Here is a 19,531-nt window from a genome sequence, read left to right as displayed (position 1 = left end):
CCACAACATACCGTTACATTCCGGCCATGAGGCCCTAAAAAGCGGGCAGTCTAAGGAGAATAAAATGGCAAAACCGATGACCAAGACCCAGCTCGTTGCTGCTCTGGCAGAAGAGATGGACACCGACAAGAAATCCGCAGGCGCAGCGCTCGACGCCGTTTGCAACCTGATCACCCGTGAAGTGTCCGCCGGCGGTGCCGTGACCCTGCCGGGCGTTGGCAAAATCTATTGCCGTGAGCGCCCCGAGCGGATGGTCCGCAACCCCGCCACTGGCGAACAGTTCAAGAAAGACGCCGACAAAGTGGTCAAGATGACCATCGCGAAAGCGCTGAAGGACAGCGTGAACGAGTAAGCCTTGGGCTGAGCGTTTACGAAAGGGTCGTCTTCGGGCGGCCCTTTTTTGTTGTGGGATTGATGGAGGGCCATCGCCTCCGGCTTGTTTCCGGGCCGGGTGGCACATCTTACCAAACCCACCTTGCCCTCCCCCTACAAACCCGCCATTCCTTAGCAAGTTCAGCACAGGGGGCATTTCATGGACATCCGCGCAATTCTCATGGGGCTGGCCTTTGCCGTGATGTGGTCCTCGGCCTTCACCTCTGCCCGCATCATCGTGATGGACGCCTCGCCCCTGCTGGCCCTTTCCCTGCGCTACCTGATCTCGGGCCTGATCGGCGTTGGCATCGCGCTGGCCTTGGGGCAAAGCTGGCGGCTCACCCCCGCGCAATGGCGGGCGACGATCATTTTCGGCGTGCTGCAAAACGCGGTCTACCTCGGCCTTAACTTCATCGCCATGCAGACCATCGAGGCGTCCCTCGCCGCGATCATCGCCTCGACCATGCCGCTGCTCGTCGGCTTCGCCGCTTGGGCCTTCTTGGGTGAAAAACTGCGCCCTCTGGGCATCGCAGGGCTGTTTGCCGGTGTCATCGGCGTCGCCATCATCATGGGCGCGCGCTTGGGCGGGCAAGTAGACCTCTATGGCCTCATCCTCTGCGCCATCGGCGTTGTGGCCCTCACCGCCGCCACCCTGTTGGTGCGCGGCGCGACCTCGGGCGGAAACTTCTTGATGGTTGTGGGCCTGCAAATGCTCGTCGGTTGCGTTGCCCTCTCCATCGCCACCGCGCTGTTCGAAACACCCCGCATCGACCCCAGCCTGCGCCTGACGCTTGCCTTCGCCTATACCTGCCTCGTGCCCGGCTTGGCCGCCACTGTGGTCTGGTTCTGGCTGGTCAACCGCATCGGCGCCACAAGGGCGGCGACCTTTCACTTCCTCAACCCCTTCTTCGGCGTGGCCATCGCAGCGCTGCTGCTGGGCGAAACGCTGGGGCCGCGCGACATCCTTGGCGTCGCGATCATCGCGGGCGGCATCCTCGCCGTCCAAGTCTCGCGCCAGCGCAGGGCATAACGCCAGTGTGAGGCGCACCCCCTTTGAATTTCACCGCCACACCCCATCTAATAGGCCAAGCCCATGAACGGAGGACGCCATGCCGCAATACGAGAAAACCAATGCCGCGATTGACGCGCTGAGCCCCGAAGAATTCCACGTTACCCAACGCAGCGGCACCGAACGCCCCGGCACCGGCAAATACCTCGACAATAAGGAACCGGGCATCTACGTCGACATCGTTTCGGGCGAGCCGCTCTTTGCCTCTTCGGACAAATACGAAAGCGGCTGCGGCTGGCCGAGCTTCACCAAACCGATCGAGCCTGCCTATGTCGAAGAGTTGGAAGACGCCTCGCTCGGCATGGTTCGCACGGAAGTGCGCAGCAAACATGGAGACAGCCACCTTGGCCACGTCTTCCCCGATGGCCCGCCCGACCGGGGCGGGCTGCGCTATTGCATCAATTCCGCCTCCCTGCGCTTCATCCACCGTGACGACATGGAAGCCGAAGGCTATGGCGAATATCTCAACCAAGTGGAGAATGTGACATGACAACCGAACGCGCAATATTGGCCGGTGGCTGCTTCTGGGGCATGCAGGACCTGATCCGCCGCCGCCCCGGCGTGGTCTCGACCCGCGTCGGCTATACCGGCGGCGACGTGCCTAATGCGACCTACCGCAACCACGGCACCCATGCCGAAGGGATCGAGATCATCTTCGACCCCGCGAAGACCTCCTACCGCGAGTTGCTGGAATTCTTCTTTCAGATTCACGACCCGACCACGGTGAACCGTCAGGGTAACGACATCGGGATGAGCTACCGTTCGGCGATCTACTACGTGAACGACGAACAGAAAGCCGTCGCCGAAGACACCATCGCCGATGTCGAAGCCTCCGGCCTCTGGCCCGGCAAAGTGGTGACCGAGGTTGAGCCCGTGGGCGACTTCTGGGAGGCCGAGCCCGAGCATCAGGACTATCTTGAGCGGCTGCCCAACGGCTATACCTGCCACTTTCCGCGCGCCGATTGGGTGCTGCCCAAACGCGACGCCGCAGAATGAAGCGCTGCCCCCGGCCCCGCGCCGGGGGTTAGCCCACCGCAACCCGCGGGCGGCCCGAAGCTTCGACGGTCAGCGCGGCCTCGACGAAAACCTCCCGCCCCTCGACATCCGCCAGCCGGATATCCCGCGTAACATGACATTCAATCTCCGCCGCCCCGGCTGCCCCCGCGCGAGCACGGGCGGCTTCGGTCAAAGCGCGCTCCGCTTGGGACAAAGCGCCTTCAGCGGTCGGGAAATCCTGCGGGCCATTAGCGAGGTGGAGGCGAAACACCCCCTCTTGCGGTACGGTGATGGTCGCGCTTTCGCGCATGGTGACCCGGCCCACCACTGCGCCTATGGCATTGGCGACATGGGCGTATTTGGGCAAGATCATCTCACTGCTCAGCCTTTTGCCCACCGCCGGATAGTAGGTCGCCGCCGAGGCGCCCAGGCCCACCATAGGTAAGTTCAGCCCCGCATCGATCCGCAGCACGCCGCGATGGCCCGAGAGGCCGCGCTGCATCAGCACATGGCGCGCCAGAACCTCTGGCGGCAGGTCGAAACCAGGTTTTTCTTCGGCAAATGCGGTCTCTAACAGGGCCAAGGTCGTCTGGTCGGTCAATCGGTCGAGGATGATCTGAGCGAGGTCATCAGGATCAGGACAGAACCGCATCCCCGACCCGCCGCGCTTGCGCCCGAACAGGGTCAACGCCTTGCGCGCGGCATCGGCATCCCATGCAGAAAGATGCCCCGTCACATGGCTCGCATCCGTGGGCGTCACCCCTGCCAGTTGCACCAACCCGCGTGCGACCAACCGCGCCAAAGCGCTTTGGTCGACCCGGTTGCGCAGCACATCCCCCAAGGGCCAGACATCGCCACCGATCCGCTCCAACAGCGCCATGTCGCGCGGGGCCAGACCTTCGGCCCCCTGCCCCTCTACGGCGCGGACAAAGCGGCCGTCATGCTCTGCCACCACGCTGCGGCGCAGCTGCGCGTCCAAGGCGTTATGCACCACCTCCGGCGCGGCGACCGCGATGAGAGAGATCGGCAGCAGGCGCTTCGGCCCAAGAGTCACGCCTGCGGTTAGACCCTGAGACGTGAAATGCACCTCGCTGTCGCCGCCCAGCCCATGGGTGCGCATCGCGACCGCCTCGGCCATGGTGCGGTAGGGACCGACCTGCGCGCCCGCCGGGTCAATCGCCGGGCGACCGTCGCGCAATAGGGCCACATCGGTCGTTGTGCCGCCGATATCCGACACCAGTGCCGTCTCTGCCCCGGTCAACCACCGCGCGCCCACCAGCGACGCCGCAGGGCCGCTGAGGATGGTCTCGATGGGCCGTTCGCGGGCCTGCGCGCTCGACATCAGCGCGCCATCACCGCGCACCACCATCAACGGCGCGTGGATGCCCAGATGGCGCAATTGATCCTCCGCCCGGCCAATCAGCAGGTCGATCATGCCGATCAACCGCGCGTTCAACAGCGCCGTGAGCGCCCGCTTCGGCCCGTTCAGCTTGGCCGAGAGACTGTGAGAGGCCGAGACGGGGCGCCCCGTGACCTCTGCCACCAGCTCTGCGACCCGCTGCTCATGCGTGGGGTTGCGCGTGGCGAATTGGCTGGCCACGGCAAAGCCGCTGACCTCGGCCTTATGCGTCTCTAAAAAGGCGATCAGGGCCGGTTCGTCCAGTGGTGCAACCTCGGCCCCCGCGTGGTCATGGCCGCCAGAGAGCAGCAGACAAGGGTCCCCCCGCAGCGCCTCCGACAGCCCATGCGCCTCAAGGTCAGCCGCGCGAAACCCGACATAGATCAACGCCACGCGTCCGCCCTGCCCCTCGACCAGCGCATTGGTCGCCAAGGTGGTGGAGAGGGAGGCCATCGCGATCTCTTCCGCCGCCACGCCGGATTGGGCCAAAACCGCGCTGACCGCCTTGCCCACGCCCACGGCCAGATCGGCACGGGTCGTCAGCGCCTTGGCGGTGGCGATCACCTCTGTCTCATCGCGGATCAGCACCGCATCGGTATAGGTGCCGCCCGTGTCCACGCCCAATAACACCGCCATGCGCGTGCCTCCTATGCCAAACGCGCTGCCGCCCAACGCGCGGCATCGGCCACGGTGGGGTCAGCGTCTTCGGTCAGAGATTGCGCCACGGGGCGCAGCCGCGCCAGCCCGGAATTGCCGATGGCATAAAGCACGTTGCGCACGAAACGATCCCGCCCGATCCGTTTGATCGGAGAGCCGGAATAGCGCGCGCGGAAAGCGGTATCGTCAAGGCCCGCAAGCTCGGCCAGATCGGCGGGCTGCACCGCCGGACCGTGATAGCGCATATCGCTGGCCGCCACGGCGAACTTGTTCCACGGGCAAGCGGCAAGGCAATCGTCGCAGCCATAGATCCGGTTGCCCATCTTCTCGCGCAGGTCCAGATCGACCGGCCCTTTGTGTTCGATCGTCAAATAGGAAATGCAGCGCCGCGCGTCGAGTTGATAGGGCGCAGGGAAAGCATCCGTTGGGCAAGCCTCAAGACAGGCCCGGCAAGAGCCGCAGTGGTCCATCTCTCGCACATCTGGGGGCAGATCGAGCGTCGTAAAAACAGAGCCTAAAAAGGCCCAATTGCCGAACTTTCGGCTGAGGAGGTTGGTATGTTTGCCCTGCCAGCCCAGCCCGGCGGCCTGTGCCAAAGCCTTTTCCGGCACGGGAGCGGTATCGACGAAAACCTTCACCTCCGGGTCCAGCGCGCGCGCCTCTTCCATAAGCCACCGCGCCAGCCGCTTCAGCCGCTTCTTGACGATATCGTGGTAATCGCGCCCCTGTGCGTAGACCGAAATCCCGCCCTTGTCGGGATGCTCCAACACCGCGCGGGGGTCATGTTCGGGGGTGTAGCTTTCGGCCAGCATGATGACCGACCGCGCCTCGGGCCAGAGGGCGGCAGGGTTGCCGCGCCAATGCATGCGCTCTTCCATCCAGCCCATCTGTCCGTGAAACCCGGCCTCGACAAAGCGGGCGAGCCGTTCGGGCACTTCGGGCACGTCTTGGGGGCGGCAAATGCGGCAGGCGACAAAGCCTTCCTCAAGCGCCCGGGCCACCACCCGCGCCTTGAGAGCCTCCGGCCCGGGTTCGGCGCGGGGGGCGGCAGGCATCAGAAGTCGAGGTTGTTGTAATGCAGCGGAGGCGGGAAGCCCGGCAGTTGATCGGCGAGGATCGAGCGGAAAGCCGGGCGCGACTTGATCTTGGCGTACCAATCCTTGACCACGTCAGAGCGGTTCCAATCCACGTCTGAGATATAGTCGAGCGAGGACAGATGCGCGGCGGCGGCGAAATCGGCCAGCGTCATCACATCGCCCGCCAGCCAGCGGCGGTGATCCAGCAGCCACGCCATGTAGTCGAGGTGATATTTGATCGCCTTGGCCCCGGCCTTGACGTTCTTGCTGTCCGGGTAGCCCTGTTTGGTGACCTTCTTGTTGACCCGCTCATACAGCAGTTTCGAGGTCACCTCGTCGTGGAACTTGTCGTCGAACCAACTGACCAAACGCCGCACTTCCAAGCGCTGCACCGGGTCGTTGGGCAGCAAGGACGCCTCGGGGCGGGTCTCTTCGATATATTCACAGATCGCGGCGCTTTCCGCCATCATGATCCCGTCGAGCCGCAGCACAGGCACCTTGCCCGCCGGGTTGCGGCGCAGGAAATCGGGGTCTTGCTCCCAATAGCGCTCCTCGACCAGTTCCACCTCGATCTTCTTCTCCCCAAGGCTGAGCCGCACCTTGCGGCAGAAGGGGGACAAGGGAACGTGAAACAAGCGAGCCGTCATATAAAGTCCGTGTGGTTAAAGGGATTGCACTCTTCCATGCCTGCTGGCGCGAGGATTTTCAACTCTCGAAACAGGCGGCGCGACCGTCCGCGCGGATGGTCGCCGCCCCGTCCATGATCTGGGCCGTGCGCTTGCGGGTAAAGTCACCGGGGCGCGAGGCGGAACGCTCTTTCGGGTCGGGCAGGATCGCGGCAAGGCGGGCGGCCTGCGTGGCGCTCAGGTCTGCCGCCGCGACGCCAAAGTAATGCGGCGCCGCCGCACCAACGCCAAAGACACCTTCGTCAAACTCGGCCACATTCAGATAGACCTCGATGATCCGCCGCTTGGGCCAGAGGGTTTCGACCAGCGGGGTCATCCCGGCTTCAAGCGCTTTGCGCAGCCACGACCGGCCATGCCAGAGGTAGACGTTCTTGACCGTCTGCTGGCTGATCGTCGAGGCCCCGCGGGCCGACCCGTTCTCGATCGCGGTACGAATCGCCTGCATGTCAAAACCCCAGTGGTTGCAAAAATTCGCATCCTCCGCCGCCACGGCGGCGCGGGCCATCACGGGGGCGATCTGTTCCAGCGGCACCCAGTCCCGCTGCACCCCGCCCAAACGGCGCGATTCCGAGAACATGTAGAAACCCGTGGGTGGATTGACGAAGCGGAACAGCAGCACCAACAGCACCGCCAAGAGAAAGGCCAGCGCCAGGGCGCGCAAGGCCCAACGGCGCGCGCGTTTCTTGAGCGAGGGGCTGCTCTTGCTCGATTTCTTACCCTTGGGGGCGGTCTTTTTCCGTGTCGCCATGGATCAGCTATAGGCCGTCTGCGGGATTTTGTGAACGGCTCTCGCGCGCGGTGATCTCTTGCGCGAGGTAGGCCCCGATCCGGGCAGAGCCTCGGGCCGAGGGGTGCACGTTGTCGCGAGCGAAGAGCCCGCGATCCCCCCGGTCGATCACGTCTTCGGAATCGACGAAATGGACCCCGGGGCGGCGCGCGGCGAAGCGGGCGATGCGGGATTCGATTTCGACCAGATCATCACGGCAGCCCGCGAAGGCGCCCGAACCGGAGCCCGCGTAATAGCCCATCCACATGACCTGCGCGCCGGTCTGGGCGCGGAGGCGTTGCAGGAAGGCAGGGATGCTGCCGCTTTGACCATCCGGCGCAATCAGCGCATCGACAGCGGCTCCGCAGGCGCCACAGCCGCAATCGGCGTTCAGGTCATTCGCGCCGCCATTGACCACCACCCAGTTCCAGCGTCCGCCGGGGAACTGTTGCTGGATGTCAAAGCCGACGGCGGAGGCCACGGTCGAGGCATTGTCGAACTGAGCGCCCGGCACGGCGCGGCTGGTGACGTTGCGGCCCGTTTGACTGGCGATGACATCGGGGATGGCGCGGCCCCCGTTCCACGCCATGATGGAATCGCCCAAGATGAGGATGTCACCCCCGCCGCGCGGGGCGGTGTCGGTGCAAGCGGCAAGGCCGGTGACTAGGGCGAGGGCGACTAGGATTTTATGCATGGGGTCCTCCGATGCGGAGGAAGTAGCGCATCCCGTCCCGTCTACCACCCCGCCCCGGAAGCAAGCCGTAGGTGCCGGGCCATTGCCTGCCCGCCCGGACGGGTAGGCGATGGCCCTCCCCGCGCGACCGGAGCCGCGCGGGGCAAAGATTACTCCGCCGGAACCGCGGTTTCTTCCACGCTGAGCGGCGCGGGCAGATGCACCAACATCTCCTTCGGGCAAACCTGCAAGAAGTTGTGCTTCTCGGTCTCCCAATGCTGAAGGATATCAGCGGCCTTGCGGCTCTTGGTCTCGGCGACATGGCGCTCCAGCAGACCGTGCAACTGATCGAGCCAATGATCGACGGTGACCGGGCAGGTCACGATGGTCTCGGCATTCATCAACTTATGGGCCGAGCCTTCGGGATCATAGAGATAGGCCATCCCCCCGGTCATCCCGGCAGCAAAGTTCGCGCCGATCTCACCAAGGATCACCGCCACACCGCCGGTCATATATTCGCACCCGTTGCTGCCGCAGCCTTCGATCACCACATACGCGCCCGAGTTGCGGACGGCGAAACGCTCGCCCGCCCGGCCCGCGGCAAAGAGGTATCCCGCCGTCGCGCCATAGAGCACCGTGTTGCCAATGATCGTATTCTCCGACGCCACCACGGGGCTTGCCATCGAAGGCCGCACCACGATCGTGCCACCCGACAGACCCTTGCCGACATAGTCATTGGCATCGCCCGAGACTTCGAGCTTGAGCCCCGGTGCGGCGAAGGCCCCCAGTGACTGCCCAGCCGAGCCGGTCAGCTTCACCGTCAGGTGATCCGGTTGCAGCGAATTGCGCATCCCGAAGCGCTTGACGATATGGCTCGACACCCGCGTGCCGACGGTCCGGTGCGTGTTTTGGACGGCATAGGACAGTTGCATCTTCTCACCGTCCTCAAGGAAGCGCGCGGCATCGCGGACGATCTGCGCGTCCAGCGTGTCGAGCACAACCTGACGCGGCTTGTCGCGGTCATAGACGTTCTCATTCGCGCCATCGACGGTGATCAACAGCGGGTTCAGGTCGAGATCATCAAGGTGCGCCGAGCCTCGGCTGACCTGCGTCAGCAGGTCCGCACGGCCGATGACCTCATCAAGGCTGCGCGCCCCGATGGAGGCGAGGATTTCCCGCACCTCCTGCGCGTAGAAGGTGATGAGGTTCACGACCTTATCCGCATTGCCGGTGAACTTGCCGCGCAGCGCTTCGTCCTGCGTGCAGACGCCGACGGGGCAGGTGTTGGACTGGCACTGGCGCACCATGATGCAGCCCATGGCGATGAGCGCGGCGGTGCCGATGCCGTATTCCTCGGCCCCCATCATCGCGGCCATGACGATGTCACGCCCAGTGCGCAGGCCGCCATCGGTCCGCAGGGTCACCCGGTCGCGCAGGTTGTTCATCGACAGGACCTGATGCGCCTCGGTGAGGCCCATCTCCCACGGCAGACCCGCGTATTTGATCGAGGTCGCAGGCGATGCCCCGGTGCCGCCGTTGTGGCCCGAGATCAGGATGATGTCGGCCTTGGCCTTGGCTACGCCGGCAGCAATTGTACCAACACCACTCGAAGCGACGAGCTTAACGGTTACCTTGCAGCGCGGGTTGATCTGCTTGAGGTCGTAGATCAACTGCGCGAGGTCTTCGATCGAGTAGATATCATGGTGCGGCGGGGGCGAAATCAGGGTTACCCCCTTCGTCGAATGCCGCAGCCGCGCGATCAGGTCGGTGACCTTCATGCCCGGAAGCTGGCCACCCTCACCGGGCTTGGCACCCTGCGCGACCTTGATCTCCAACTCTTCACACTGGTTGAGATACTCTGCCGTCACGCCAAAGCGACCCGAAGCAACCTGCTTGATCTTGGCTGACGGGTTATCGCCATTGGCTTCCGGCACGAAATGCGCCGGATCCTCGCCGCCCTCACCGCTGTCGGACTTCGCCCCGATGCGGTTCATCGCCACGTTCAGCGTCTTATGCGCCTCAGGCGACAGCGCCCCCAGCGACATGCCCGGCGTTACGAAACGCTTGCGGATTGAGGTGATGCTTTCCACCTCCTCCAACGGCACCGGGTTGCCGCGCGGCTTGATGTCCAAAAGGTCGCGCAGATGGATCGGCGGATTGCTCTGCATCTTTTTCGAATACTGCTGCCACATCTGGTAGGACGCTTTGTTGCAGGCCATTTGCAGCATGTGCATGCTGCTCGCCTCCCAAGCGTGTTTCTCACCCGAGCGGCGCAGCTTGTAGAAGCCACCGATGGGCATCACGACACCGTCGCCCTGCCAGCCCTTGGCGTGGACTTCCTCGGCCTTGCGCTGGATGCCGACGACACCGATGCCTGAGATGCGGCTGGTCATGCCGGGGAAATACTCGGCACACATGGCACGGGACAGGCCCACTGCCTCGAAGTTCAGACCACCGCGATAGGACGAGATCACGGAAATCCCCATCTTCGCCATGATCTTGAGCAGACCTTGGTCAATCGCCTCACGGTATTTCTGCACCGCCTGCGTCAGGGTCATGTCCAGCAGCCCGCGCTCAATCCGGTCGGCGAGGGAATCCTCGGCCAGATAGGCGTTCACCACGGTCGCACCGCAGCCCACCAGCACGGCGAAGTAATGCGGATCGACACATTCGGCAGAGCGCACGTTAAGCGAGGTAAAGGTCCGCAACCCCTTGCGCACGAGGTGGCTGTGCACCGCGCTGGTGGCGAGGATCATCGGCATCGCCACGCGGTCAGCACCGCTGTGCTGATCGGTCAGCACCAGATGCCCCGCGCCCGAGCGCACGGCGTCTTCCGCCTCGGCCCGGATGCGCGCCAGACCGGCGCTCAGATTGCCGTTGCCGGGCTCGAAGGTGCAGTCGATGGTGACGGTATGCACTTTGAACTGGGCCATCAGCTCATCGAACTGCGCGTTGCCCACAAAGGGGCTGTCGAGCACGATGATTTCGGTCTGCGAGCTGTCTTCGTCGAGCACGTTCTTGAGGTTGCCGAACCGTGTCTTGAGGCTCATCACCCGGAATTCGCGCAAGGAGTCGATCGGCGGGTTGGTGACTTGGCTGAAGTTCTGGCGGAAGAAGTGGCTCAGCGGGCGGTACTGGCCGCTGAGCACCGCCGAAGGCGTGTCGTCGCCCATCGAGGCCAGCGTTTCCTTGCCGTCTTCGGCCATCGGCGCGAGGATCTGTTCCAATTCTTCGATGGTATAGCCCGCGGCCACCTGACGGCGGCGCAACTCGGCCCCTTCGAACAGCGGTTTTTCGGTGACACCGGCAAGGACACCATCCATCTCGGTGATCTTGCCGACCCATTCGCCGAAGGGCTGGTTGGCGGCTAGTTTGTCTTTGATTTCGGTATCGTGGAAGAGTTTGCCCTCTGCCATATCCACCGCGATGATCTGGCCGGGGCCAAGCGCGCCCTTGGCCACGACGCGCGCCTCGTCCAGCGGCACCATCCCGGCCTCGGAACCGGCGATCAACATGCCGTCCGAGGTTTCGACATAGCGCATCGGGCGCAGCCCGTTGCGGTCAAGCCCGGCGCAGACCCAGCGGCCATCGGTCATCGCTAGGGCGGCGGGACCGTCCCAAGGCTCCATGACGGAGTTGCAATAGGAATACATGTCGCGCCATGCCTGCGGCAGTTCCACGGCCTGTTTGGACCAGGATTCCGGCACCAACATCGTCTTGGCCATTGGCGCGGAGCGGCCCGCGCGCACCAGCACTTCAAACACGGAATCAAGCGCCGCGGAGTCGCTGGAGCCGGAGGCCACGATCGGCTTGATGTCCTCGGCCATCTCGCCAAAGGTCGCGCTCGCCATGCGGATCTCATGGCTCTTCATCCAGTTCATATTGCCCTTGAGGGTGTTGATCTCACCGTTATGGGCCAACATGCGGAAGGGCTGCGCCAACCACCACTGCGGGAAAGTGTTGGTGGAATAGCGCTGGTGATAGATCGCGAAGGCGCTAATGAATTTGTCGTCTTTCAGGTCGGGATAGAACTCCGCCACCTGTTCGGCCAACATCATGCCCTTATAGATGATCGAGCGGCAGGACATCGAAGCGATATACATCTGCGGCACCTGCGCCGCGATGGCGGCTTTCTCAATGCGGCGGCGGATCACGTAGAGCTCGCGCTCAAAGGTCTCTTCATCCACGCCCTTGGCGTTGGAGATCAGGATCTGCTCAATCTCGGGCCGGGTCGCATTGGCCTTTTCACCCAGCACCGAGATGCCGACCGGCACATGCCGCCAGCCATAGATGTAGTAACCCATGCGGAGAACTTCGGTCTCCACGATGGTCCGGCATGTCTCTTGCGCGGCGAAATTGGTGCGCGGCAGGAAGACTTGGCCCACGGCGATCAACTCGTCCTCACGCGGGGTGTGACCGGTGCGGCGGACTTGTTCATAGAAGAAGGGCACAGGGATCTGCACATGAATGCCCGCGCCATCGCCGGTCATGCCGTCGGCATCGACCGCGCCGCGGTGCCAGATCGCCTTGAGCGCGTTGATCCCATTGACCACAACCTCGCGGGTCTTCTCGCCATTGATGTTGACCACAAGGCCCACGCCGCAGGAGGAATGCTCTTCCTCGAAACTATACATGCCCTTTTCGGCCATCATCGCGCGTTTGGCTTCTTCGCGGGCCACCCAGGCGTCATCATATTTGGTCATGGCTTGGTTCCTTCCACAAACGCCGCAAATCCTGCTTTGACTTGGGCCTTGGTTTTGTTCTCGTGCGCGCTGGCAAAGGCAGGGCCGTCGGGCGTCACGTCTATTTCACTCTTGGTCTCGGGCAGCGCCGCAGGGGGCGGGGCGGCAGGCCGCCCCGATACCATCACTCCGCCGCGATGCGCTGTGCGCCGTTGAAATCGTCAAGGATCGCCTGCGCGCAGTCGCGCCCGTCTTTGATCGCCCAAACCACAAGGCTCGCCCCGCGCACGATGTCGCCCACGGCATAGACCCCGTCGAGCGCGGTCGCCCCGGTGACGTAATCGGCCTTGATCGTGCCCCAGCGGTTGACCGGCAGCTCCGGCTCGTTCCAAAGCGTCGGCAGGTCTTCGGGCTCAAAGCCGAGGGCCATAATCACCATGTCGGCTTCTTCGACATAGTCGGCGCCTTCGATCACCTCGGGCGACTGGCGGCCCGTCACGTCAGGCGCGCCGAGGCGCATCTTTTGCACCATCACGCCGGTCACCGGATCGCCGACGAAGCCCTTGGGCGCGCTCAGCCATTCAAAGATCACGCCTTCTTCTTCGGCGTTTTGCACTTCGCGCTGGCTGCCCGGCATATTGGCCCGGTCGCGGCGGTAGAGGCATTTGACGCTTTCCGCGCCCTGTCGGATCGAGGTGCGCACACAGTCCATCGCGGTGTCGCCGCCGCCGATCACGACAACCTTTTTGCCCGCAGCGTTCAGACGGCCGTTTTCGAATTCTTCGACCGTGTCGCCAAAGCTCTTGCGGTTGGAGGCGGTGAGGAAGTCGATCGCCCGTTCCACGCCGAATCCGCCCACACCGGGGGCTTCGATCTCACGGGTTTTATAGACGCCGGTCGCGATGATCACGGCATCATGCTTGCCCCGGATCGCGCCAAAGCTGATGTCGACACCGACATCGCAATTCAACTCAAAGGTCACGCCACCTTCGGCCAACTGCGCATTGCGGCGTTCAACCACGTCTTTCTCAAGCTTGAAGCCGGGAATGCCATAGGTCAGCAAGCCGCCGGCCCGGTCGTAGCGGTCATAGATGGTGACCTGCACGCCCGCGCGGCGCAGCATATCCGCTGCCGCCAGACCGCCCGGGCCCGCGCCGATGATGCCGACACTTTCGGGCCGCTCTTCGCGCGGGGCGGCGGGTTTGACCCAGCCCTGCTCCCAAGCGGTGTCGGTGATGTATTTCTCGATCGAGCCGATGGTGACGGTTCCATGGCCCGACTGTTCGATCACGCAGTTGCCTTCGCAGAGGCGGTCCTGCGGGCAGATACGGCCACAGATCTCGGGGAAGGTATTGGTCGCTTGGCTGATCTCATAGGCCTCTTGCAAACGCCCCTCGGCAGTCAGGCGCAGCCAGTCAGGGATGTTGTTGTGCAGAGGGCAATGGGTTTGGCAATAGGGCACGCCGCATTGGCTGCACCGGCTCGACTGCTCGGCCGCTTTGGCATCCGCATATTCGGCGTAAATTTCATCGAAATCCGTCCGGCGCAAATCGGGCGGGCGTTTTTCGGGCATATCCCGCGCAACGTCTGTAAATTTTAGCATGACCTGCTTCGCCATATACCCGTTCCTTCGACAAATTCCGTCAGAAGGCTCGTATACGAGAGCGCCAAAGTAAATAAAAGACAGCAATGCTGACCTATTTACCTCTTTCCGAGCAAATAGGAGGCTCGGCCATTATTTTTATACATCATTTAAGGTCCGATGCGGACCTACCCACTAAAACCCAGCCCAAAGTGCGAGGATAACCACCCCGCCCACAAGGATTCGCCACCACCCGAAAAGCGCATAGCCATAGCGGCTGATGTAATCGAGCACCCAACGCACCACGAAAACGGCAGAGATAAAGGCCATGGCGAAGCCCACGGCAATCTCGCCCATGGCCGAGGCATCCAGCACATCGCGGTTCTTGTAGATGTCATAGGCGAAAGCGCCCGCCATCGTCGGCATCGACAGAAAGAAGGAGAATTCCGCCGCCGCCCGTTTACTGGCGCCCAGCAACAGGGCGCCAACAATTGTCGCCCCCGAACGTGAGGTGCCCGGCACCATGGCGAGGCATTGGATCACGCCGATCTTGAAGGCCATCGAGAGCGGGAACTTAGTCGCGTCGGAATGGGTCGGCGCAGGAGCAATGCGGTCTACAACCAGCAGGACCACCCCGCCCAGTACCAACATGACAGCAATCAGCAAGGGCGTCTCGAAAAGGACTGTTTTGATGAAGTCATGCGCCAAAACGCCGATCACGACCGCTGGCAGAAAGGCCAGAAGCACGGACCAGATGAACCGCCGCGCCTGCGGATCATGCGGCGCGGCCGAGAAGACCGCCCAAAGCCGCGCGGAATAGACCGTCAGGATCGCCAGCACCGCGCCCAATTGGATCACGACCTCAAAGGTCCGTCCGGCGCTTTCGAAACCCAGAAAATGACCGGCCAGCAAAAGATGCCCGGTCGAAGATACGGGGATGAACTCTGTCAGCCCCTCCAGCAAACCCAGAAAGGCGGCGATCAGAGTGGTCGATTGTTCCATTATCCCTGCCGCAGGTTACGTGCCGATGCTTTGATGGCGTCATATTGCCCCGAGGGCCGGAACCGCCAGAGATAGTCGGGGAGCACCGCATCCATCGCGGTTGGGGTGATGCCAAGCTCGGCAAAGCCGCGCGCGTCTTCCGCTACGACATTGTCCTTGCGCAGGTTCTTGACCTGATCGCGGGTCAGCATCTTGTTGGTGAACAGCCCAAAGGTAGCCGTCTGCACCATATCGAACCCGAAGGCGACGATCTTGGCGAGGAACCACGGCATGTTGAGCACCAAACGACGGCGGTGAATCACCTTGAGCATGCGCTGCATCAACCCGCGGAAGGTATCCACATCGGGACCGCCGAGTTCATAGACGCCCGAAGCGACCTGCCCCTCCAGTGCTTTTTCCGCCGCCTTGGCCACGTCATCGACGAACACCGGCTGGAACCGGGTCGAGGCACCGGCGACCGGCAGGATCGGGCCGGTGCGGGTCATGCCTGCAAAACGGTTAAAGAATTCATCCTCTGGCCCGAACATGATCGAGGGTCGCAGGATCACGGCATGGGGCATATGTTTGAGAATGGCCGCCTCGCCCTCGCCTTTGGTGCGGGCATAGTCGCTCTCGGCCTCCATATCCGCGCCGATGGCAGAGACATGCACGAAATGACCGATCCCTGCGGCGGCGGCCATGCGCGCGATACGCTCGGCCCCTTCGGATTGGACGGCGTCAAAGCTGTTCTTGCCGGTCTCGACCAGAATGCCAACGCAGTTCACCACCGCATCCGCGCCGCGCAGCGCGTCGGCCACGGAGCCATCGTTGCGGATGTTGCACAAAACAGGTTCGACCTGGCCGACCACACCATAGGTCCGCACAAAGAGCGCCTCGTTGGGATTGCGCACCGCCACCCGCACCCGCCAACCAGCTCTGGCCATGCGATACGCGATATAGCGTCCGACAAACCCCGAACCGCCATAAATCGTGACCAGCTTAGACATTCTGCCGCTCCTGTAGATAAATTCTCTGACAGGATGTACCCGCGCACCGCCCCTGTCACAAGGCCAAACCCCCGGTTGCAGCGCCTCGCGGGCAGGATTTTCCGATTTTCGTATAAATTGCGATTGACAGTCACCCGGCTGAGCCTTAGAGCACCCCACACGATACGTGCCCAGGTGGCGGAATGGTAGACGCGCTAGCTTCAGGTGCTAGTACTGGCAACGGTGTGGAGGTTCGAGTCCTCTCCTGGGCACCATATTCCCCGACAGATGATTGACTGTAGATCAGGCCTTAAACGGCCCAGACGCTACCCCCTCGGGGGCGCTGCGACCGCCGGTCACGCACGGCCCTATTGAACGCGGACACCCGCATTTTGCAGGCAAAGCTGTAGCCGCGCAGCAAGCTCGGCTAGGCTGAAAGGCTTTTTCAAACAATCGCTTGCCCCCGCCGCCAAAGCGCGGCGCAGCAGATTGGCGTCTTTCCGGGTGGAGATCATGACGACCGGGATGCCCCGATAGAACGGCAAGCCCCTGACATGGCTACAGAACTCAAGCCCATCCATCGCGGGCATCATGAAATCGGTGATGATGACATCCGTCGCGATCCGCTCCTGCGCCAGCGCGACCAGAGCTTGGGCGGGGCAGCCATAATCTGCCACGCATGAGAACCCGACCTCGGCGAGGGACGCTTGGATGAACTGTCGTGCGATTTCAGAATCGTCGATAACGATAGCATTCCAGTTCATCACGCCCCGCCTTACACTTTTAATCACGCCCCAAGGGCCACCCTAGTGGTGCGAGACTTAATATGACGTGAATGCTTAAATGCGTTTGCCGACGAACATCGCCGAGTCGGAACGCACGCAGGCGATCTCACCCCTTTGCCAGATAAGCTCCCCCTGTGCGGTCGCGTATTTGCCCATGCTGACGCAGGCGGTGATCGGGGTGATTTCGCTAACGGCTTGGGCGGCGTCGAAACTGTTGCTGAACTGAATGGACATGGCTTGTGCTCCTGAGTTGACTTGTCTCAACCTTCACACATCTCGCCGCGCAATGCCTGCTGGCGTCGGGATAAGCGCCCTATTCTTAGGTATAGAGCGCCCCTCCCTCGGGCTGCGGCTAATGCCTGTTCAGCAGCTTTTGGTACTTCGATACAAAGAGATGCGCGCCCTTCATCTTTTGCGTCACCCAATCGCCCGCGGTGAAGAGCATCAAAAAGCTATTGCCGCGCACCGGCCCCAAGGGCAGCAGAATCGGCGCCTCTGCCCCCCAAGGGCGATAGGTTTTCATATCCGCCAGCTTGCGGCCCGTGATCAGCCCGGTGAGGGTCTTTCTCAGCCATGGCAACTGCCGGCTGACCGCAACGATGGTCATATTGTCGCCGGGGTCCGCCACATCCCCCGCGGCAAAGACATTGGGCAGGGATGAGGGGCGCAGATAGCCATCAGTCTTGATCCGCTCCGCAGCGGTGACCTCGGCCCCGGGCAGGTTCTTCAACAATTCTGACGCGGCGCGCGCGCCCAAGACGGGGAAGATCAGATCGAATCTCCGCTCCGCCCCGCCGTCGAGGGTGAGGCTGCCCGCATGTGGCTCTGTCAGGGAGGCGAGCCCTTCGGCCTTCTTGCCAAGGATCAGCTCCACCCCGGCGCGTTTCAGCTTCCTGCTCAACGACGCGCCGAGGCTGTCGGGCTTTCCGGCAAAAAGCTTGTCGTCTTTGGTGATCAGGGTGATCTCTTTGTCGGGCATGGCATGGGCGATCTCACCGGCAAGCTCGACCCCGACGGCGCCCGCGCCGATGATGCCTACGGTCTTAGCCGCCAGCAGCTTCTCACGCGTCTCTTGGTTCGCGGCCCGCAGCCCGTCGATATCTGCGCCCTTGGGCTTGAACGGCGTCGCATAGTCCGAGCCGGTGGCGACGACGATGTAATCCGCCTCGACCCGCGTGCCGTCCTCCAGCGTGACACACTCGCCATCGACATCAGTCGCCCGCGCCGCGACAACGCGACCCCGCTTCAGCAACCGGTCATAGGGGATCAGCGATTCCTCAACCAAACTGGGCTGCACCACGGCGCGGATCATCGCGGAGGCATGTACGAAATGGCTGCGCGGCTCGATCAAGGTCACCTCGGCGATCTGGTCCATCGCCTTGGCCAGTTCGGCCCCCAGATAGCCGCCCCCTACGATTGCGATACGCTTGCCCATCGGTGCCTCTCCTTTTGATCGGTTTCGCCTGCCGGACAGTCTGCCCGCGTGGTCAGCTTTCTACATAGGTGCTCTATCACCGATTTCTCGCCGAACGTGGCGAAAGCCGCCGATCCTGCCATCACCGGGGGCTAAATGCCCATGCGATAAGCGCCGGGAAGGGCGCGATTCTCTTAAATGGTGCAACATATTGTTTAGAATCATCGCACCTGTTTAACTCCCCCCAGCGACAGGGAGAGCCGCGACACAATGAAAGACACCAAAGCAGAGACTTTTCTGCGTTTCGATAACGTCAAGAAGAGCTACGATCAGGAAAATCTCGTCGTCAAAGGCTTCGACATGGATGTGCAGGAGGGGGAGTTCATCACCCTTCTTGGCCCCTCGGGCTCGGGCAAAACCACCGTCTTAATGATGCTGGCGGGGTTTGAGAGTGTCACCTCGGGCGATATCGCGATCAATGGCCGGTCGATCAACAAGACCGCGCCGAACAAGCGCAACATCGGCATGGTGTTCCAGAACTACGCGCTGTTCCCGCATATGACCGTGGCCGAAAACCTCGCCTATCCGCTGAGCGTGCGCAAAATGTCCAAGGCGGATATCAAAGAGCGTGTGGCCGAGTATCTGTCGCTGGTCGAGCTTTCCGCCTTTGGCGACCGTCGCCCCGGGCAGCTTTCGGGCGGGCAACGGCAGCGCGTGGCGCTGGCCCGCGCGATGATCTTCCAGCCGACGCTCATTCTCATGGACGAACCTCTTGGCGCGCTCGACAAGAACCTGCGCGAGCAGATGCAGTTTGAGATCACCCGCCTGCACAAGCAGATCGGCTTTACCGTCATCTACGTCACTCACGACCAGACCGAAGCGCTGTCGATGTCCGACCGGATCGCCGTCTTCAACGACGGTGTGGTGCAGCAATGCGCCCCGCCCGCGGAATTGTACGAGCGCCCGGTGAATGCCTTCGTGGCCGAGTTCATCGGCGAGAACAACTTCGTGCAGGGCCGCGTCACCCGGATCGAAGGGCAGATCGCCAAAGTCGAGACCGATACCGGCACGATCACCACGCAAACCTCCGAAGGGCTGACCGAAGGCGCGCAATGCCGCGTCTCGATCCGTCCCGAGAAACTGTTCATTCACCCCACGACCCATGCCCATGACAACGCGCTAACGGCGACTTTCGTCACGCGCATCTATGTGGGCGATTTCATCCGCTATTATTTCCGCCTGCCGGACGGCACCGACATTATCGTCAAAGTGCTCAACGACCTGTCCGCGCCCGAGTTCGAAGAGGGCGCGACGGCGCAGCTGTTGTCCCTGACGAAAGACTGCATCGCCTTTGCCAATTAAGGGCGACCGGGGGCAAACCGGGGCCCCGCATAAAACCTGGACATG

At 62.7% G+C, this 19,531-nt stretch carries 17 protein-coding genes and 1 tRNA gene; 6 read left to right on the top strand and 12 right to left on the bottom strand.

Annotated features, from left to right (window positions below):
• The first annotated feature begins 64 nt into the window (after positions 1-64).
• From ACGYK2_RS10965 to msrA, 4 genes are all read left to right on the top strand, one after another.
• Positions 65-352: an HU family DNA-binding protein gene (locus tag ACGYK2_RS10965; protein ID WP_007118569.1), complete on the top strand. Its 288-nt coding sequence runs from the start codon at positions 65-67 to the stop codon at positions 350-352.
• Positions 353-532: 180 nt separating this feature from the next.
• On the top strand, positions 533-1,402 hold the full coding sequence (locus tag ACGYK2_RS10960; protein WP_168612445.1) for a DMT family transporter: 870 nt from the start codon (positions 533-535) through the stop codon (positions 1,400-1,402).
• 79 nt (positions 1,403-1,481) lie between these two features.
• On the top strand, positions 1,482-1,931 hold the full coding sequence (msrB, locus tag ACGYK2_RS10955; RefSeq protein WP_067263849.1) for a peptide-methionine (R)-S-oxide reductase MsrB: 450 nt from the start codon (positions 1,482-1,484) through the stop codon (positions 1,929-1,931).
• Positions 1,928-2,437, top strand: a complete 510-nt coding sequence (gene msrA / locus ACGYK2_RS10950) for a peptide-methionine (S)-S-oxide reductase MsrA (protein ID WP_271688739.1) — start codon at positions 1,928-1,930, stop codon at positions 2,435-2,437. The genes msrB and msrA overlap by 4 nt, the downstream gene beginning before the upstream one ends.
• Before the next feature lie 28 nt (positions 2,438-2,465).
• Here msrA and ACGYK2_RS10945 read toward each other — a convergent pair whose 3' ends face one another.
• From ACGYK2_RS10945 to ACGYK2_RS10905, 9 genes are all read right to left on the bottom strand, one after another.
• The gene (locus tag ACGYK2_RS10945; protein WP_271688738.1) at positions 2,466-4,472 is read right to left on the bottom strand and encodes a hydantoinase/oxoprolinase family protein; all 2,007 of its coding nucleotides are present in this window, start codon (positions 4,470-4,472) and stop codon (positions 2,466-2,468) included.
• 11 nt (positions 4,473-4,483) lie between these two features.
• On the bottom strand, positions 4,484-5,548 hold the full coding sequence (queG, locus tag ACGYK2_RS10940; RefSeq protein WP_271688737.1) for a tRNA epoxyqueuosine(34) reductase QueG: 1,065 nt from the start codon (positions 5,546-5,548) through the stop codon (positions 4,484-4,486).
• On the bottom strand, positions 5,548-6,216 hold the full coding sequence (locus ACGYK2_RS10935; RefSeq protein ID WP_271688736.1) for a glutathione S-transferase family protein: 669 nt from the start codon (positions 6,214-6,216) through the stop codon (positions 5,548-5,550). Before ACGYK2_RS10935 ends, queG begins: the two co-directional genes overlap by 1 nt.
• A gap of 58 nt (positions 6,217-6,274) precedes the next feature.
• Positions 6,275-7,003, bottom strand: coding sequence for a monofunctional biosynthetic peptidoglycan transglycosylase (gene mtgA / locus ACGYK2_RS10930; protein WP_168612441.1), 729 nt, complete (start codon positions 7,001-7,003; stop codon positions 6,275-6,277).
• Positions 7,004-7,010: 7 nt separating this feature from the next.
• A complete protein-coding gene (locus ACGYK2_RS10925; protein WP_271688735.1) occupies positions 7,011-7,715 on the bottom strand; it encodes an SGNH/GDSL hydrolase family protein in 705 nt (234 codons plus the stop codon).
• Between the two features lie 149 nt (positions 7,716-7,864).
• On the bottom strand, positions 7,865-12,397 hold the full coding sequence (gene gltB, locus ACGYK2_RS10920; protein WP_271688734.1) for a glutamate synthase large subunit: 4,533 nt from the start codon (positions 12,395-12,397) through the stop codon (positions 7,865-7,867).
• A 163-nt stretch (positions 12,398-12,560) separates the two neighbouring features.
• Positions 12,561-13,994, bottom strand: coding sequence for an NAD(P)-dependent oxidoreductase (locus tag ACGYK2_RS10915; protein WP_271688733.1), 1,434 nt, complete (start codon positions 13,992-13,994; stop codon positions 12,561-12,563).
• 159 nt (positions 13,995-14,153) lie between these two features.
• The gene (locus ACGYK2_RS10910; RefSeq protein WP_271688732.1) at positions 14,154-14,960 is read right to left on the bottom strand and encodes an undecaprenyl-diphosphate phosphatase; all 807 of its coding nucleotides are present in this window, start codon (positions 14,958-14,960) and stop codon (positions 14,154-14,156) included.
• Positions 14,960-15,946, bottom strand: coding sequence for a complex I NDUFA9 subunit family protein (locus ACGYK2_RS10905; protein ID WP_271688731.1), 987 nt, complete (start codon positions 15,944-15,946; stop codon positions 14,960-14,962). Before ACGYK2_RS10905 ends, ACGYK2_RS10910 begins: the two co-directional genes overlap by 1 nt.
• Positions 15,947-16,114: 168 nt before the next feature.
• On the opposite strand from ACGYK2_RS10905, the gene ACGYK2_RS10900 reads away from it, so the two are divergent.
• Positions 16,115-16,200: transfer RNA gene (locus ACGYK2_RS10900), tRNA-Leu, on the top strand.
• A gap of 93 nt (positions 16,201-16,293) precedes the next feature.
• Here the strand turns inward: ACGYK2_RS10900 and ACGYK2_RS10895 are convergent.
• The 3 genes from ACGYK2_RS10895 to ACGYK2_RS10885 form a co-directional block, all read right to left on the bottom strand.
• A complete protein-coding gene (locus tag ACGYK2_RS10895) occupies positions 16,294-16,689 on the bottom strand; it encodes a PleD family two-component system response regulator (protein ID WP_271688730.1) in 396 nt (131 codons plus the stop codon).
• Between the two features lie 75 nt (positions 16,690-16,764).
• Positions 16,765-16,944: a hypothetical protein gene (locus tag ACGYK2_RS10890; RefSeq protein WP_067265753.1), complete on the bottom strand. Its 180-nt coding sequence runs from the start codon at positions 16,942-16,944 to the stop codon at positions 16,765-16,767.
• 118 nt (positions 16,945-17,062) lie between these two features.
• Positions 17,063-18,145, bottom strand: coding sequence for an NAD(P)/FAD-dependent oxidoreductase (locus ACGYK2_RS10885; RefSeq protein WP_271688729.1), 1,083 nt, complete (start codon positions 18,143-18,145; stop codon positions 17,063-17,065).
• Between the two features lie 249 nt (positions 18,146-18,394).
• Between ACGYK2_RS10885 and ACGYK2_RS10880 the strand changes: the two genes are divergently transcribed.
• On the top strand, positions 18,395-19,486 hold the full coding sequence (locus tag ACGYK2_RS10880; protein ID WP_271688728.1) for an ABC transporter ATP-binding protein: 1,092 nt from the start codon (positions 18,395-18,397) through the stop codon (positions 19,484-19,486).
• The last annotated feature ends 45 nt before the right edge of the window (positions 19,487-19,531 follow it).

The sequence above is a fragment of the Sulfitobacter sp. 1A10359 genome (assembly GCF_043558145.1).
Lineage (GTDB): Bacteria > Pseudomonadota > Alphaproteobacteria > Rhodobacterales > Rhodobacteraceae > Sulfitobacter > Sulfitobacter faviae.
The sequence above is the reverse complement of the archived record's forward strand: the minus strand, read 5'-3'. Positions and strand labels throughout refer to the sequence as shown.

Coding starts and splice junctions, on each gene's coding strand:
- ACGYK2_RS10965 (WP_007118569.1), top strand. CDS start 65: ATGGCAAAACCGATGACCAAGACCCAGCTCGTTGCTGCTCTGGCAGAA.
- ACGYK2_RS10960 (WP_168612445.1), top strand. CDS start 533: ATGGACATCCGCGCAATTCTCATGGGGCTGGCCTTTGCCGTGATGTGG.
- msrB (WP_067263849.1), top strand. CDS start 1,482: ATGCCGCAATACGAGAAAACCAATGCCGCGATTGACGCGCTGAGCCCC.
- msrA (WP_271688739.1), top strand. CDS start 1,928: ATGACAACCGAACGCGCAATATTGGCCGGTGGCTGCTTCTGGGGCATG.
- ACGYK2_RS10945 (WP_271688738.1), bottom strand. CDS start 4,472: ATGGCGGTGTTATTGGGCGTGGACACGGGCGGCACCTATACCGATGCG.
- queG (WP_271688737.1), bottom strand. CDS start 5,548: ATGCCTGCCGCCCCCCGCGCCGAACCCGGGCCGGAGGCTCTCAAGGCG.
- ACGYK2_RS10935 (WP_271688736.1), bottom strand. CDS start 6,216: ATGACGGCTCGCTTGTTTCACGTTCCCTTGTCCCCCTTCTGCCGCAAG.
- mtgA (WP_168612441.1), bottom strand. CDS start 7,003: ATGGCGACACGGAAAAAGACCGCCCCCAAGGGTAAGAAATCGAGCAAG.
- ACGYK2_RS10925 (WP_271688735.1), bottom strand. CDS start 7,715: ATGCATAAAATCCTAGTCGCCCTCGCCCTAGTCACCGGCCTTGCCGCT.
- gltB (WP_271688734.1), bottom strand. CDS start 12,397: ATGACCAAATATGATGACGCCTGGGTGGCCCGCGAAGAAGCCAAACGC.
- ACGYK2_RS10915 (WP_271688733.1), bottom strand. CDS start 13,994: ATGGCGAAGCAGGTCATGCTAAAATTTACAGACGTTGCGCGGGATATG.
- ACGYK2_RS10910 (WP_271688732.1), bottom strand. CDS start 14,960: ATGGAACAATCGACCACTCTGATCGCCGCCTTTCTGGGTTTGCTGGAG.
- ACGYK2_RS10905 (WP_271688731.1), bottom strand. CDS start 15,946: ATGTCTAAGCTGGTCACGATTTATGGCGGTTCGGGGTTTGTCGGACGC.
- ACGYK2_RS10895 (WP_271688730.1), bottom strand. CDS start 16,689: ATGAACTGGAATGCTATCGTTATCGACGATTCTGAAATCGCACGACAG.
- ACGYK2_RS10890 (WP_067265753.1), bottom strand. CDS start 16,944: ATGTCCATTCAGTTCAGCAACAGTTTCGACGCCGCCCAAGCCGTTAGC.
- ACGYK2_RS10885 (WP_271688729.1), bottom strand. CDS start 18,145: ATGGGCAAGCGTATCGCAATCGTAGGGGGCGGCTATCTGGGGGCCGAA.
- ACGYK2_RS10880 (WP_271688728.1), top strand. CDS start 18,395: ATGAAAGACACCAAAGCAGAGACTTTTCTGCGTTTCGATAACGTCAAG.